The following is a 14,065-nucleotide window of genomic DNA, read 5'->3' on the forward strand; positions in this document are numbered from 1 at the left end:
GCTATCGGGCATGGTGAAAGCGATCGGCGTCGACATCGGCGGCACGGGAATCAAAGCAGGCATCGTCGACCTCGAGCACGGCACGATGGCGTCCGAGCGCGTCCGGGTGCCGACGCCCGAGGGCGCAGCCCCGGAAGACGTGCTGCTCGCCGTCAAGACGGTGCTCAAGACCCTCAACGTGCACGAATCGAACCTCCCTCTCGGAGTGGCGTTCCCCGCCATCGTGAAGCGCGGCATGACCCTGTCTGCGGCCAACGTCTCGAAGAAGTGGATCGGCTTCGACGCCGAGCGCTTCTTCCGCGACGGCCTCGGGCGCAACATCGTGTTCGTCAACGATGCGGATGCCGCCGGCGTCGCCGAGGCCCGCCACGGCGCCGCTCGCGACGTGCGCGGCTTCACTCTGCTGACCACCCTCGGCACCGGCATCGGCTCCGCGTTCCTCTACGACGGCGTGCTGCTGCCCAACACCGAGCTCGGCCACCTGCACTACGGCGAGTACGAATCGGTCGAGACGTTCGCGGCCACGTCCGCCCGCGAGCGCGAGAACCTGTCGTGGGCCGACTGGGCCGAGCGCCTCCAGAAGTTCTACTCGCACATCGAATTCCTGTTCAGCCCCGACCTGTTCGTTGTCGGCGGGGGCGTGTCCAAGAACGCCGGCGACTTCCTGCCGCTGCTCGACCTGAAGACGCCGATCGTCCCGGCCATCCACCGCAACAACTCCGGCATCATCGGCGCCGCCTCGCTGGCGGGCGACTGACACCCGCGCGACGACGACCTCTTCGACGAGGACGACGAAGGCCCCGCTGGATCAGCGGGGCCTTCGTGATGTCTGAGGCGAATGGGCCGACCTGTACGCCGGGTTCTGTTCCGGGGTTCTTCGCCCCTTCGACGGTCATCTCTCTCGGCGACACGTTGCCGTGGCACTCTAGCGGTCTACCCGAGGACTCGGCGGGCCGCGTCATCATCCTCTGTCTGACCTTGCTCCGGACGAGGTTTACCTGGCGGGCCATGTCACCATGGCCCCCGGTGGTCTCTTACACCACCCTTTCACCCTTACCCCCGACCTGACGGTCAGGGGCGGTCTGCTCTCTGTGGCACTGTCTCGCGGATCACTCCGGGTGGGCGTTACCCACCGTCCTGCCCTGTGGAGCCCGGACGTTCCTCGGTGCGGTCTCCCGCCACGCGACCGTCCAGTCGACCCATTCGCGTCGTCCAGTCTACGCGGGCGCTACTTCTCCGCCGACTCCGCGATGCGCAGATCCAGCGGCACATCGATGGGGAAGTCTCCGAAGAGCCGACGAGTCGCGACGGCCGCCGCCTCGCGCACGGCATCCGCCGCCGCCTCCGCCTGTTCCTCCGGCACGTGCAGGATGACCTCGTCGTGCAGGAAGAACGCGAGATGCGGTCGGGTACGGAACACTCCGGATGCCGGCGCCGGGCGCGGCGCCTCCGGGAACTGCTGCAGGCGATGTCGGATCTCGGCGAGCCAGATGAGCGACCACTCCGCAGCGGTGCCCTGCACCACGAAGTTGCGGGTGAAGCGTCCCCAGTCTCGAGCGCGACGTCGGGCGACGGTCACGTCGCTCGGCTCGGCGTCGGCGTCCGTCGCCCGTGCCTGCATCCGCGCCCATTCGTCCGACGGCCGCGGTGACGACCGGCCCAACCAGGTCGACACGACCCCGCCGTCCTCACCGATGCGCGCCGCCTCGTCGACGAGCGCCATCGCCCGCGGATACACCTTGCGGAGTCTGGGCACGAGGCGGCCGCTGTCTCCGGTCGTCGCGCCGTACATCGCCCCGAGGACCGCATACTTGGCCTCCTCGCGCGTGCCGACCGCGCCGGTCGCCACGACCCCCGCGTACAGATCCGCCCCTTGCGCCGCGCGCGCCATAGCCCTGTCGCCCGCCATCGCCGCGAGCATCCGAGGCTCCAACTGCGCGACGTCGGCGACCACGAGTCGCCACCCCGCGTCGGCGCGCACCGCCCGGCGCAGGCTCCGCGGGATCTGCAGCGCCCCGCCCCCGGCCGACGCCCAGCGCCCGGTGACGACCCCGCCCGGGATGTAGACGGGACGGAAGCGTCCGTCATGCACCCACTCGGCGAGCCACGCCCACCCGTTGGCGCTGAGCAGCCGCGCGAGCTTCTTGTACGCCAGGAGCGGCCCGACGACCGCATGGTCGTGCCTCGCGAGCTCCCAGCGCCCGGTCGACTCGACCTGCACACCCACCCGGTGCAGCGCGCGCAGGAGCTTCGGCTGGCTGTCGAGGTTGAGCGCGGGGTCGCCGAGGATGCTGCGGACTCGATCTGCCTCGCCGACCATCACGCTGGGCAGCCCACCAGCGAGAGGACGACTGCCGAGCGTGTCGACGAGTATCCGGTCGTGGATCGTCTCGCTCCACGGCAGGCCGGCGGCGCGCATCTCCTCCGCGATCAGCCCGCCTGCCGACTCAGCGGAGGTGAGGAGCCCGAGCCGCCCGTCGCCCGAAGAGTCGATGACCCGCCGCTGCAGGCGGAACTGGTCGAGCAGGGCCGCGACGGAGTCGGCGCTCGTAGGCTGTTCCAGGGCGTCGAACAGCGACGGGGCATCCTCGACGACCGGGTCCTGCCGCACCCACTCAGGGGACGGGGCGAGCGGCCGCGCGACCTGATCGGTGTCGCGGAGGATCGCGTGGCACAGCAGGAGGTCGTGCGTCCGGGTGAGGCGCACCCCCATCGCGAGCAGCGGGGCGTAGACCTCTCGGGCGGTGCGGATGATCCAGCGGGGCGTGTCTTCGCGTTCCTCGGCCGCGACCCACGCCGCCACGGCGTCGTCCCCGAGAGTGTGCCGATGCCGCTCCTCCCCCGCGTCGTCGAGCTCGACCGCCGTCCATCCACGCGGGTTCTCGCGCGCCAGCACGATCCGGCGCTCGGGGGTGCGCCGCGAGGTCACGTCCGGCGCGCTCGCGGCGCAGGGGTCACAGGCCGGATTCCTCGGTGCGCACGAGGATGCAGCCGCACTCGGGGCATGAGACGACGGCGTCCTCCGCCGCTCGGCGGATCTCGTTCAGGTCGGTGCTGGGGAGCACGATGCGACAGCCCTCGCAGGTTCCGCGGGTCAGCAGAGCGGCGCCGGAGCTGTTCACGGCGCGACGCGTGTACTCGCCGAGCAGCGGAGCCGGCACGGTAGCGGCCACGGCCTCCCGGTCGCGCACGAGCTGGGCACCGAGCTCGGTCGCCGCGGCCACGTCGGCCTTGGCCTGCGTCGTGAGAGCAGTGCCCTCGGTGGTGGTCGTGTCGAGCAGCGCCTGCTGGGCCGCCACCGCGGCATCCGCGTCTTCGACCCTGCCCATCACGTCGAGCTGCGCGTCTTCCAGGTCGCTCTGCCGACGGGCGAGGCTGGCGATCTCGTGCTCGAGAGCCTGCGCCTCCTTGGGGTTCGTGGCCGCGGCGAGGCGATCAGCGTCGCGCTCCCTGCGCTTCTCGACCAGGGCGACGTCCGACTCGATCCTCGCCAGCTCGGTGCGCACGTCGTCGCGGGTGCCGGTGAGGGCGGTGAGTTCGCGGAGCTGCTCCTGCCGGATCGCGACGAGCTCGGAGATGCGGGCGGCCTGCGTCGGCTTGGTGCGCGCGCGCTCCGTCCGGTCGATGCGCCGGTCGAGGTCGGCGATGTCGAGAAGGGTGCGCTGGTGCTCGGGGCTGGCGTTCACGCTCTCAAATCTACTCGCTGGGTCGGACCCGCGGATGCCGGGGCCCGCTCGTCACGACACGTCGCCGTCGACGTACAGCCAGCGGCGGCCTTCTCGGACGAACCTGCTGCGCTCGCGCAGCGTCCCCCGCTCGGGTCCCTGCTGCCAGGCGGCGGCGAACTCGACGATCCCGTCCCTGTCGAACGGTCCTCCACCTGTCCGATCGACGATCACGAGCCGCCGCCAGACGAGATCCTCGTCGAGGTCGACCATCTTCGGGCGTGTCGAGGGATGCCAGGTCACGAGAAGATGACCCACATCGCCACGAGAGAACGCGGTGTAGCGCGACCTCATTAGTCGCTCGGCGGTCGGCGCGGGAGCCCCGCCGAGCACCGGCCCGCAGCACGCCGGGAACAGGTCGCCCGAACCGCACGGGCATCGGAGCGTATCCTGCCCGCTGCCGCCGTCCGGCGCCATGGCCTCCGCTCGCGTCACCGCTCCAGCGTACGCTGACGGCATGACCGCTCTCCCCCAGTTCACCGCTCACAACGGCTTCTCCCTGCCCGCACTCGGCCTCGGCACCTATGCGCTCAACGGCGACGCGGGAGCGGATGCCGTCACCACCGCCATCGGCGCGGGCTACCGGCTCCTCGACTCGGCCTTCAACTACGAGAACGAGGGGTCGGTCGGGCGCGGAGTCCGGCAGTCGGACGTCGACCGCTCGGACATCATCGTCACGACCAAGCTCCCCGGCCGCCACCACGCCCGCGCGAAAGCCGTCGCGAGCATCGAGGAGAGCCGGTCGCGACTGGGCCTCGATGCCACCGACCTGCACCTCATCCACTGGCCGAACCCGGGCCAGGACGAATACGTACAGGCCTGGGAGGCGCTCGTCGACGCGCAGCAGCGCGGGATCGTGCGACAGATCGGCGTCTCGAACTTCCTGCCGGAGCATCTGGAGCGCATCGAGCGCGAGACCGGCGTGCGTCCCGTCGTCAACCAGATCGAGATCCACCCCTACTTCCCGCAGACCGAGCAGCTCGCCTACCACCGCGAGCACGGCATCCTCACCGAGGCGTGGAGCCCGCTCGGGCGCGCGAAGGAGCTGCTCGACGAATCGGTGGTCGCCGAGGTCGCCTCCGCGCACGGCATCACGCCCGCGCAGACGGTGCTCGCCTGGCACGTGGCCCGCGAGACGGTGGCGATCCCCAAGGCGTCATCGCTCGAGCACCAGCAGTCGAACCTCTCGGCGGGCGCGATCGTGCTGGACGCCGCGGAGGTCGAGGCGATCACCGCGCTCGGCCGTGCCGACGGCCGTCTGTTCGACGCCGACCCCCGCACGCACGAGGAGTCCTGAGTCTCCCTCCGCGGAGTCGTCAGACCCGCTGCGTGCCGATCACGCGGAGCAGCTCGAGCTTGCTGGCCGAGTCCGTCCCGGGAGCCGCCGTCAGCACGACCAGCGTCTGCGATTCGTCCTCAGTGAAGAGCGCCTGGCAGTCGACCTCGATCTCGCCGATCTCGGGATGGATGAGCACCTTGTGGTCGTCGAACCGCCGGCGGACCTCGTGCACCTCCCACAGGGCGGCGAACTCGGGGCTCTGCACGGTCAGCGCCCGGACGATGTCGCCGGCGCGGGACTTCTCGCCCATGACCCCGTAGGCCGCCCTGAGCGACGCCACGAGCACGCGGCTGCGGTGGTCGTGATCGGCCTCGGGGTACCGGCGGCGCTCCCCCGCGACGTCGACGAACCACCGGTGGATTCCGCTGCGGTCGAGTCCCTCCAGTGCGCTGGCATCGCCGAGCAGAGCTTTCGCGGGGTCGTTCTGCACCAACACCTCGTCGAGCACCGAGACGATGAACGCAGGGGTGTCGTCCAGACGGTCGAGAACGCGCAGCATGCCCGGATGCACGTAATCGGTGAACAGGGCGCGGTCGGGCGCGCTGTGCCCGCTCACCCGATGCAGGTAATCCCGCTCGTCCGGGCTGAGTCGCAGCGCTCGCGCGAGCGAGGCGAGGATCTGGACGCTCGGCTGCGGGCCGCGGCGCTGCTCCAGACGGGTGTAGTAGTCGGTCGACATCGCCGCGAGCTGCGCCACCTCCTCGCGTCGCAGTCCTGGCGTGCGTCGTCGGGCTCCGGTGCTCAGGCCGACGTCACCTGGCTGCAACCGCTCGCGACGCGCGAGAAGGAAGTCGGCGAGTGCGTCTCTGTCCACCTCCTCAGTATCCCGCGCACCGGACTCGCCCATCCAGGGACCGCGGATCCCTGGATACCCCGTCCCTGGAGAGACCGCCGGGTCGGGGCGCAGAGTGGAGCCATGGACATCAGCGGAAACACCATCTTCATCCCCGGAGCAACGAGCGGCATCGGACTCGCGCTCGCGCAGCGGTTCGCCGAGCGCGGTAACACGGTCATCGTCGGCGGACGACGCACCGAACTGCTGGAGCGGATCGCCGCCGAGAACCCCGGCATCCACACGGTACGGATCGATACGACGGATGCCAACAGCATCCGTTCCGCGGCAGCCGAGGTGATCGCCTCGCATCCCGATCTGAACGTGCTGATCACGATGGCCGGGATCATGCGCACCGAGGACTGGACGACATCGACCGGGTTCCTCGAGACGGCTGAGGCGATCGTGACGACGAACCTGCTCGGCCCCATCCGGCTCATCGCCGCCTTCATCGACCACCTCGTCACGCGGCCGGACGCGACGATCATGACCGTCTCGTCAGGTCTCGCGTTCGCTCCCCTGCGCGTGACTCCCACCTACAACGCCACGAAGTCCGCCATCCACATGCTCAGCGAATCCGTGCGACTGCAGCTCGCCGGTACGAGCGTCGCCGTGCAGGAGCTCGAGCCGCCGGCGGTGCGCACCGCCCTGATGCGCGGCCAGGAGTCGAGCGACTTCGCCATGCCGCTCGACGACTTCGTCTCGGAGGTCATGGGGATCATCGAGTCCCAGCCCGACGCGCGCGAGATCCAGGTCGAGAACGTCAAGTTCCTCCGCTACGGCGAGGCACGAGGCGACTACGAGCAGGTGGTGGTGACTCTGAACCACCGCGACCCGCACGGGAACTGATCGGCGGGCGGCTGGTCGACGCCGGAGCGTTCAGAGCGCCGCGTCGACCGCCTCCTGCACGGTCCGGTGCGTGAACGAGAAGCCGCTCTGCTCCAGTGCCGCCGGGCGCACGTCGGCGTCCGTGAGGAGCAGCGACTCGGCCGCCGCTCCGAGTGCGAGCTTCAGCGCCCACGCCGGCGCCGGCAGCCAGAACGGACGGTGCATCGTCGCCGCGACCGCGCGCCCCAGGTCGTCGGCCGTGGCGGGGGTCGGACCCGAGAGGTTGACCGGCCCGGCCAGCTCCGCATCGATCACCTGACGGATGCCGCGCACCTCGTCGTCGAGCGAGATCCAGGGCCACACCTGGGTGCCACGGCCGAGCGGCCCGGCCAGACCGAACCGCGTGAGCTGGATGAGCGGCGCGAGCACGCCCTGCCGATGCACGATCGGCGCGGTGCGCAGGAGCGCGACGCGCGTATGGTCGCCGGCCCGCTGCGCTTCGTCCTCCCACCGCACGCAGAGCTTCGCGAGGAACGTGTCGCCAGGTCGCGCATCCTCGGAGAGGATCCGGCCCGGTGCCGATCCGTAGTACCCGACGGCGGACGCCGACACGAAGGCGGGTGCTCCGTCGCCCAGCGCGCGCAGTGCCGTGGCGATGGTTCGGGTGGAGGAGATCCGCGAGTCGACGAGTTCGCGGCGGTAGCGCGGGGTCCACGGCAGGCGCCCGACGCTCGCGCCGCCGAGGGCGACCACCGCACGGGCGCCGTCGAGCGCGTCCGGGGCCAGGGTCCCGGATGCCGGGTCCCACTGCACCTCATCCGGCGTGCGAGCAGGTCGACGCACGAGCGTCGTGACAGCGATGCCGTCGGCCCGGAGGGACGAGACGAGAGCCGCCCCGACGAGCCCGGAGGCCCCACTGATCACGATGCGCCCGTCCATGCCGGCTCCCTGCCCTCGACCCGCTCGGAGAAGTCTCCTGCCCCGAGTCTCGCACGGGACGAGGACGACGCGCCCGACTCGACACCGCGCCTTACACCCCGTGAGATCCGACCGATATTACAGTTCGGGGAGCGCAGGAAGAGGAGAAGTGACCACCACCTACATCGAGACCGGCGGGCATGTGCGCGTCTACGACGACGCCGTACGCACCCACCAGGTGTTCCCGCTCGGCACCTATCGTGTGCACTTCACCTCGAAGGAGGGGTTCAGCCTCATCAAGGTCGACGATCTCACCGTGGGTACGGAGCGCGTGTACGGCGGCCTCGAGAAGAAGGTCGCCAAGATCTTCCGCTCCTACTCGCTGTCTGAGCGCAGCCTCGGCGTGATGCTCTCGGGTGACAAGGGCATCGGCAAGACCCTCTTCCTGCGGATGGTCGCCGAGGAGGCACGCGATCAGGCGCTCCCCGTCGTCATCGTCTCGGAGGACAACGAGGGCATCGTGGAATTCCTCGACAGCCTCGACGAATGCCTCATCGTCTTCGACGAGTTCGAGAAGACCTTCCCGGTGTCGAGGCGGGGTGGCGTCGACGGGTCCAACCGCCAGAACCAGTTCCTCTCGCTCTTCGACGGCCTGTCGTCGGTCAAGCGGATCTACTGCCTCACGGTCAACGACATCAACGACGTCAGCGCCTACATCGTGAACCGTCCGGGCCGGTTCCACTACCACATGCGCTTCGAGTACCCCGGGCCCGACGAGGTCAGGCAGTACCTCCGCGATCAGGCGCCGTATGCAGACCCCGCCGAGATCGAGAACGTCGCCCTGTTCTCGCGCAGAGCGCGCCTCAACTACGACCACCTCCGCGCGATCGCGTTCGAGCTGGCGCAGCCGGACACGCTGTTCTCGGAGATCGTGGAGGACCTCAACATCAAGTCGATCGAGCCGAGCGTCTATCGGATCGAGGCGCGATTCCCCGATGGCAAGGTGTGGTCGGAGGAGACGGAGATGAACCTCTTCGAGCGCGGCGACGTGGGTCGCACCTACGAGCTGCGCCACTCCACGCGGTCGCTGTTCGTCTCGTTCGTGCCGCGCGACCTCGTGTTCGAGACCGACGGCACGATCATCGTCCCGATCGACAGGCTCGACCTCGTCGACGACGAGGACGACGAGCCCGAGGTCTACCCGACGAGCGTCAGCATCACTCTCGTGGGGCAGGCCGCGTACGGTTTCGGACTCTGAGACGGGGCCGCCGCCTCGACGACGTCGCGTGCGAGCCCCCGGTCCCGGGATCTGCGCGGTCGCGTGTCACACGCCGATCGTCTGCCCGAGGAACGCTCGGGCATAGCGGTGACCGCTCGCGATCGCCAGGCGGTCGAAGTAGGCATCGCGCACAGAGGCCGACGAGCGCGAGAGGCGCGACTCCGCGCGTCGGTCGTCCGCATAGTGACGGTCGAGCGCGTCGCGCAGCATCCGCACCGCCTCCGACCGCTGCTGCGAGACCGCGGCGTGCGAGACGCCGAGCTCCTCGGCGACCTCCGTGACCGTGCGGTCGTCGAAGTAGATCGCGCGGACGATGCGGCGTTTGCGCTCGGGCAGGGCATCGACGGCGAAGTGGAGCAGCTCCTCGCGCTCGGCAGCGATCGCCATCTCCTCCGGCAGATACCCGGTCCAGACGATCGCTTGGACGTCGAGGACGTCGAGGCTCGTCACCGTGCGGTCGGCATCGGCGAGGCGCTGCCTGACGGAACTCGCGTCGATGGCCAGTGCGTCGGCGATCTCCGCCACCGAGGGCGTGCGACCGAGCACGGCGCCCAGCATGTCGCGCACTCGGGCGGTCTCCTTCGCCTTCGTCCGCACGTCGCGCGGAGCCCAGTCCATGGACCTCAGCTCATCCTTCAGCGCCCAGTTCACGCGCTCTCGCGCATAGGCCCCGAAAGGCACGCCGAGGGCGGCGTCGTACTTCTCTGCCGCGCGGACGAGCGCGAACGCACCGGCCGCGGCGAGGTCCTCCCGAGAGACGTGGGTCACTCGCGCGGCGACAGCAGCGGTCGCCGCTCCGACGATGTGCAGGTGATCGACCACGAGCTTGTTCCGCGCGCGCATCAGCATTCGGTGCCGCCTCTTTCGCTGTCGGTGCGAGTTCCCCAGCGACTCGCAGCGTCACCACCCCACGGCAACGGAGAACATCCTTCGTGTCCATGCTAGGGCGGCGCGACGCGCGATGAGACGCCGAACGTCGAAACGTTCGTGAATTCTCGTTTACGTTTAGATCACGATCGTCAATCGCCCGTTTTGACGCGCTTGTTCACCTCGCGCGTCGCCGAGAACTTCAGCACGGTGTAGTCGTCGACCTCGCCGCTTCCCTCATTCTTCGAGAACTGCACCCGGTGCCCCTTGTGGGTCTGCGGGTAGAACTTCCCGAAGCTCGTCAGCGTCACCGTGTTGCCGCGGCTCACCAGGTCGACGAGTTCGTCGATCATCGCGTTGTACGCCGTCTGCGCCGCCCCGACCGAGATCCCACCCCGTCGCGCGAAGCGCTGCACGAACTCCCTCTTGCTCACTCGACTCGTGTCGAGCGTCCTCGATGTGCTCATCTTTCCGTCCCCTGGAAATGTCGCCCGTCACCGGGCTTCTCTGCGCTGACCCCACCAGCGACATCCGTCGACGCGCGCGGGTCCCACACCCACGTGATGTCGTCGAATCTGCCAGTACCCCAGCCTGTGCTCCTCAGAGGATAGCCGCACTTCCTTGGTATATGCGGTGAAAATAGAATTCCTCTGATCGCCGGCCCGCCGCTGCTGCGTGCCGCCGGGAGCAGCACCGCGTGCGATGGCGGAAGCCCGGCCTCAGTCGTCCAGGCGGACCCGGATCGGATAGTCCTCGTCGTCGAGGATGACCTGCGCCGCCCGCCCTGTCGCCGGGTCGATCACGATCGGCGCACGGAGGTTCACGAACACGCCGTCGTCGGACGGGTTGGCCACGATCAAGAGCCGCAGGTCGTCCGCATCGCCCACGCCGAGATCCGACCGGACACCGGACGAGATCCGCGGTGCGTACGGGAAGTCGTTGAACACCGGGTCGAGCAGGAAGAGCCGGACGTCGGCATCCGTCGCCCGGAGCGCGTACAGTCCCTCCGCACCCGCGATGGGTTCGAGCGCAAACGACGTGTGCGGACGCAGACCGGGCATGGGGACGACGAACTCCACGGCGAAGGCCGCGGTGTCAGCGGTGATGGCGGTCATCGCAGGAACTCCAGGAGATTGGTCTGCAGCGACTTGGCGGTCACCTGCAGGGCGGATTGGAACACGAGCTCGGCCGACTGCAGACGCACCAGCACCTCGAGACTGTCGACGTTCTCGACCTCGACCCGTCGGGCCTCGAGGTCGGTGGAGACGGACAGGTTCTGTGACATCGCTCTCTCTATCTGCACCTGGCGCGCCCCTGTTTCGCCGCGGGCGGCCGTCAAGGCTGTCAGGCGTGAATCGACATCGGCGAGCCTCGCTCCCACGTTCGCTCCGCCGCGCAGCTCCGAGGCGATGTCGCGCAGCATGGCGAAAGCGCTCGTCGGGCCGGACCCGAAGGCCTGCGCTCCGTCGACGTCGACGCGCACCGTCTCGTTGTCGCTGATGCGGCGACGCACGCCGTCGCCCGTGGTGCCGGCGAACGCGAAGGTCGCAGGGTCGAACGCGGCCGCCGCGTCACTGGTGCCGGCGAAGACGCTCCGACCGAGGACGGTCGTGTTGGCCTGCGACAGCAGCTCGGCGCTGAGGGTCTCCAGCTCCTGCGCGATCGATTCGCGCGCCGTCGCGCTCAGTGCGCCGGCGTTCGCTCCCTGGGCGACGAGGTCACGGGCTCGATTCAGCAGGTCGGTGCTGGCGGACAGTGCCGTGTCGACGGTGGTGACCCAGGCGAGACCGTCGCTCAGGTTGCGCGAGAACTGCGCGACGCGCGACTGCTCGCCGTGCAGACCGAGCGTCGTGGCCGCCGCGGCCGGATCCTCGCTCGGCGTGCGGAACGCCCGCTGCGACGCAGCCTGGTTCTGCAGGCGCTCCCGGTCGACGAGGGTGCTCTGCAGCGTGCGCAGCGACTGCTGGGTCATCGTGCTGCTCGTGATGCGGCCGATCATGATGCCTCCGGGATCAGCGGCCGACGAGGCCGGTGCGGTTGATGAGCAGGTCGAGTGCCTCGTCGACGGCGGTGAGCACGCGAGCGGCCGCCTGATACGCGGTCTGGTAGGAGAGCAGGTTGATCGTCTCCTCGTCGCCGTCGACCGAGGCGTTCGACTGCTGCGCGGTCACCGCGGCGACGGCGCCCATATCGGCGATGTCGGCGCGCTGCCGATCACCCGCGACCGTCACGGCGAAGCCGGTCACGAAGCTCGACCACACGGTGCTCGGCCCGGTCGTCGACGATCCGAGGGTGCTGATCCGGTCCGCGATGGTGGTGTCCTTGGCCCCGGCTCCCGGGGCGGCCAGCGCGAGATCGGCGAGATCGGAGGGGACGACCCGGAGCCCCAGAGCGGCGGGGACGCCGGCGTCGACCGCGAAGAAGTCGCCACCAGGAGTGCCTGCTGGTGTCACGCCGGTGCGGTGCACGTCATTCACGGCTGTGGCGAGGGCGGAGGCGGTGGCGTTGTACGCCGCGGCGACCCCGGCGAGCGTACCGCCGTCGGCCGCGGGGCCGAGCGCGCTGATCGCGCCGCCCACCGAACCCCCTGTCACCGCGACCTGGACCGTCGGCCGGTCCGCCCAGGCGACGGTGATCCGGCCGCCGTCGGCGATCTCCCGCGGGCCGTTCACGGTCAACGCGCGACTGGTGTCGCCGGAGACGAGCGCATTGCCGTCGACCCGAAGCGTCAGAGTGCTGTCGGACTCGATCACACCCGCCGCGCCGACCGCGGTCGACAGCTGCTGGGCGAGCACGTTGCGCTGATCGACGAGCTCGTTCGCCGACCTCCCTGACAGCAGCGCGTCGCGGATCTGTCCGTTCAGCCCGGCCACCTGTGCGGCGACCGCGTTGACGTCGGTGATCTGTCGGTCGACCTGACCGCGCAGGTCGGTCCACTGCCCGGCGACGGCCTGATAGCCGGCCGCGATCTGACCGACGAGCACCTCGGCGTTCGTCAGCACGACTTTGGCCGCTCCGGCATCCGGCGTGTTGGCGAGATCGGACCACCCCGACCAGAACCTGTTCAGGTTCGCGGCCAGCCCGTCGGCGGTCGGCTCGGCCATCATCGCCTCGGCCTGACCGGCCGCCGCTGCCCTCGTCGCCCAGAACCCCGATGTTCCGAGGGCGTCACGCACCCGCGCGTCGAGGAGATCGTTGCCGAGCCGCGCGACACCGGTGATGCCGACTCCCCCACCCACCGCGAACTTCGTCGGCCACAGCCCCGTCGATCCGGGCGCCGCCACCGAGGTCTGCTCCACGCGCTGACGCGTGTATCCGGCGGTGGTCTGGTTGGCGATGTTCTGGCCGGTCACCGTCATACCCGCCCTGGCTGCGGCGAGGGCCGACTCGGCGAGCCTGAGACCTGCGAACGACGACATCGCGCTCACACCCTCGTGTCGAGCAGTCGGGCGTCGCCGTCGCGGACGACATCTCCGGACGGGTCGTACTCGCCGGTCGGCGCGCCGAGCCCCGCGATGGTCTCCTGCGTCACACGGATCGCCGTGCGGAGACGGTGCTCGTTGACCTTCTTCATCTGAGCGATCTCGTCGGCGAGGGTGGTCATCGCCTCGAGGTGTCCCGACATCACCTCGCGCCACGCATCGGTCGGCGCGGCGTCGATGAGCTCGCGCAGCGTCGTGGCCTCGGGGACTCCCCATTCGTCGGCGACGGCGACGACGAGCGTGTCGCGGGACAGCGCGACCGTGGGCATCGCCGCGAGCACGCGGTCGATCTCGTTCGCCGCGTGGTGGATCCAGCGGTTGCGTCCGGTGGCGAGGAGCATCTGCTGCTCGTCGAGCTTGAAGAGCAGCACCTCGAGCAGATCGCGCTCTCGCATCAGCTGCATGCTCAGATCATGAGCGGCCACGGTTCGTCACCTCGTCAGTCGTGATTTCCCGACGGGATTGCCCGTCATACTCACGACTATCGCGACATCGATGTACGGGGTAACTCGGGGTGGATGGGGAGAACTCCCCATTGACACCCTCAGGGTTTCGTGGTCATCCGTGCCAGCGCCCCGAGCAGAGCGCTCTCGGCAGTCTCGTCGGACGAGGTCTGCACGGCCTCCTGATTGGCGTCGGAGACGGCCAGCACGATCTCCGCGCGGTTGATGCGCTTGTCGCGCGGCGCATCGATGCCGACCCGGACGCCGCCCGGTGTGACCGCGAGGATCGTGACCGTTATGTCGTCGCCGATCAGGATGCTCTCGTTCGCGCGCCTCGTGAGTACCAGCATGC

Annotated in this window: 16 protein-coding genes and 1 other RNA gene; 4 read left to right on the top strand and 13 right to left on the bottom strand. The window is 69.6% G+C overall.

Annotated features, from left to right (window positions below):
- Positions 1-10: 10 nt before the first annotated feature.
- Positions 11-757, top strand: a complete 747-nt coding sequence (gene ppgK, locus FSY98_RS00480) for a polyphosphate--glucose phosphotransferase (RefSeq protein WP_144872627.1) — start codon at positions 11-13, stop codon at positions 755-757.
- Positions 758-835: 78 nt separating this feature from the next.
- Here the strand turns inward: ppgK and rnpB are convergent.
- From rnpB to FSY98_RS00500, 4 genes are all read right to left on the bottom strand, one after another.
- Positions 836-1,202: RNase P RNA component class A (gene rnpB, locus FSY98_RS00485), an RNA gene on the bottom strand.
- 26 nt (positions 1,203-1,228) lie between these two features.
- Positions 1,229-2,929 carry a bifunctional 3'-5' exonuclease/DNA polymerase gene (locus FSY98_RS00490; protein ID WP_144872630.1) on the bottom strand — a complete coding sequence of 567 codons (1,701 nt, stop codon included), beginning with the start codon at positions 2,927-2,929 and terminating at the stop codon, positions 1,229-1,231.
- 25 nt (positions 2,930-2,954) lie between these two features.
- On the bottom strand, positions 2,955-3,686 hold the full coding sequence (locus FSY98_RS00495; protein WP_144872646.1) for a zinc ribbon domain-containing protein: 732 nt from the start codon (positions 3,684-3,686) through the stop codon (positions 2,955-2,957).
- Between the two features lie 51 nt (positions 3,687-3,737).
- Complete coding sequence (locus FSY98_RS00500; protein WP_313955843.1) at positions 3,738-4,184, bottom strand: YchJ family metal-binding protein; 447 nt, start codon at positions 4,182-4,184, stop codon at positions 3,738-3,740.
- On the opposite strand from FSY98_RS00500, the gene FSY98_RS00505 reads away from it, so the two are divergent.
- A complete protein-coding gene (locus FSY98_RS00505; protein ID WP_144872649.1) occupies positions 4,183-5,022 on the top strand; it encodes an aldo/keto reductase in 840 nt (279 codons plus the stop codon). The genes FSY98_RS00500 and FSY98_RS00505 overlap by 2 nt on opposite strands.
- A gap of 19 nt (positions 5,023-5,041) precedes the next feature.
- Here the strand turns inward: FSY98_RS00505 and FSY98_RS00510 are convergent, their stop codons facing one another.
- A complete protein-coding gene (locus FSY98_RS00510; RefSeq protein WP_144872652.1) occupies positions 5,042-5,878 on the bottom strand; it encodes a helix-turn-helix transcriptional regulator in 837 nt (278 codons plus the stop codon).
- A gap of 102 nt (positions 5,879-5,980) precedes the next feature.
- Here FSY98_RS00510 and FSY98_RS00515 point away from each other — a divergent pair, with 102 nt between their 5' ends.
- Positions 5,981-6,745, top strand: coding sequence for an SDR family oxidoreductase (locus tag FSY98_RS00515; protein ID WP_144872655.1), 765 nt, complete (start codon positions 5,981-5,983; stop codon positions 6,743-6,745).
- A 30-nt stretch (positions 6,746-6,775) separates the two neighbouring features.
- Here the strand turns inward: FSY98_RS00515 and FSY98_RS00520 are convergent, their stop codons facing one another.
- A complete protein-coding gene (locus FSY98_RS00520; RefSeq protein WP_144872658.1) occupies positions 6,776-7,663 on the bottom strand; it encodes a TIGR01777 family oxidoreductase in 888 nt (295 codons plus the stop codon).
- 148 nt (positions 7,664-7,811) lie between these two features.
- Here FSY98_RS00520 and FSY98_RS00525 point away from each other — a divergent pair, with 148 nt between their 5' ends.
- Positions 7,812-8,900 carry an AAA family ATPase gene (locus FSY98_RS00525; protein WP_186307501.1) on the top strand — a complete coding sequence of 363 codons (1,089 nt, stop codon included), beginning with the start codon at positions 7,812-7,814 and terminating at the stop codon, positions 8,898-8,900.
- Between the two features lie 66 nt (positions 8,901-8,966).
- On the opposite strand, the gene FSY98_RS00530 is transcribed toward FSY98_RS00525, so the two are convergent.
- From FSY98_RS00530 to csrA, 7 genes are all read right to left on the bottom strand, one after another.
- Complete coding sequence (locus FSY98_RS00530) at positions 8,967-9,770, bottom strand: sigma-70 family RNA polymerase sigma factor (RefSeq protein WP_144872664.1); 804 nt, start codon at positions 9,768-9,770, stop codon at positions 8,967-8,969.
- 170 nt (positions 9,771-9,940) lie between these two features.
- Positions 9,941-10,255, bottom strand: a complete 315-nt coding sequence (locus FSY98_RS00535) for an HU family DNA-binding protein (protein ID WP_144872667.1) — start codon at positions 10,253-10,255, stop codon at positions 9,941-9,943.
- A 252-nt stretch (positions 10,256-10,507) separates the two neighbouring features.
- Positions 10,508-10,903: a flagellar assembly protein FliW gene (locus FSY98_RS00540; RefSeq protein WP_144872670.1), complete on the bottom strand. Its 396-nt coding sequence runs from the start codon at positions 10,901-10,903 to the stop codon at positions 10,508-10,510.
- Positions 10,900-11,787, bottom strand: a complete 888-nt coding sequence (gene flgL, locus FSY98_RS00545; RefSeq protein ID WP_144872673.1) for a flagellar hook-associated protein FlgL — start codon at positions 11,785-11,787, stop codon at positions 10,900-10,902. Before flgL ends, FSY98_RS00540 begins: the two co-directional genes overlap by 4 nt.
- A 13-nt stretch (positions 11,788-11,800) precedes the next feature.
- The gene (gene flgK / locus FSY98_RS00550) at positions 11,801-13,207 is read right to left on the bottom strand and encodes a flagellar hook-associated protein FlgK (protein WP_144872676.1); all 1,407 of its coding nucleotides are present in this window, start codon (positions 13,205-13,207) and stop codon (positions 11,801-11,803) included.
- Between the two features lie 5 nt (positions 13,208-13,212).
- Positions 13,213-13,674, bottom strand: coding sequence for a flagellar protein FlgN (locus FSY98_RS00555; RefSeq protein WP_260857190.1), 462 nt, complete (start codon positions 13,672-13,674; stop codon positions 13,213-13,215).
- 140 nt (positions 13,675-13,814) lie between these two features.
- Positions 13,815-14,063, bottom strand: a complete 249-nt coding sequence (gene csrA, locus FSY98_RS00560; protein WP_144872682.1) for a carbon storage regulator CsrA — start codon at positions 14,061-14,063, stop codon at positions 13,815-13,817.
- Positions 14,064-14,065: the final 2 nt, after the last annotated feature.

This window comes from Microbacterium sp. 1.5R (assembly GCF_007667425.1).
Lineage (GTDB): Bacteria > Actinomycetota > Actinomycetes > Actinomycetales > Microbacteriaceae > Microbacterium.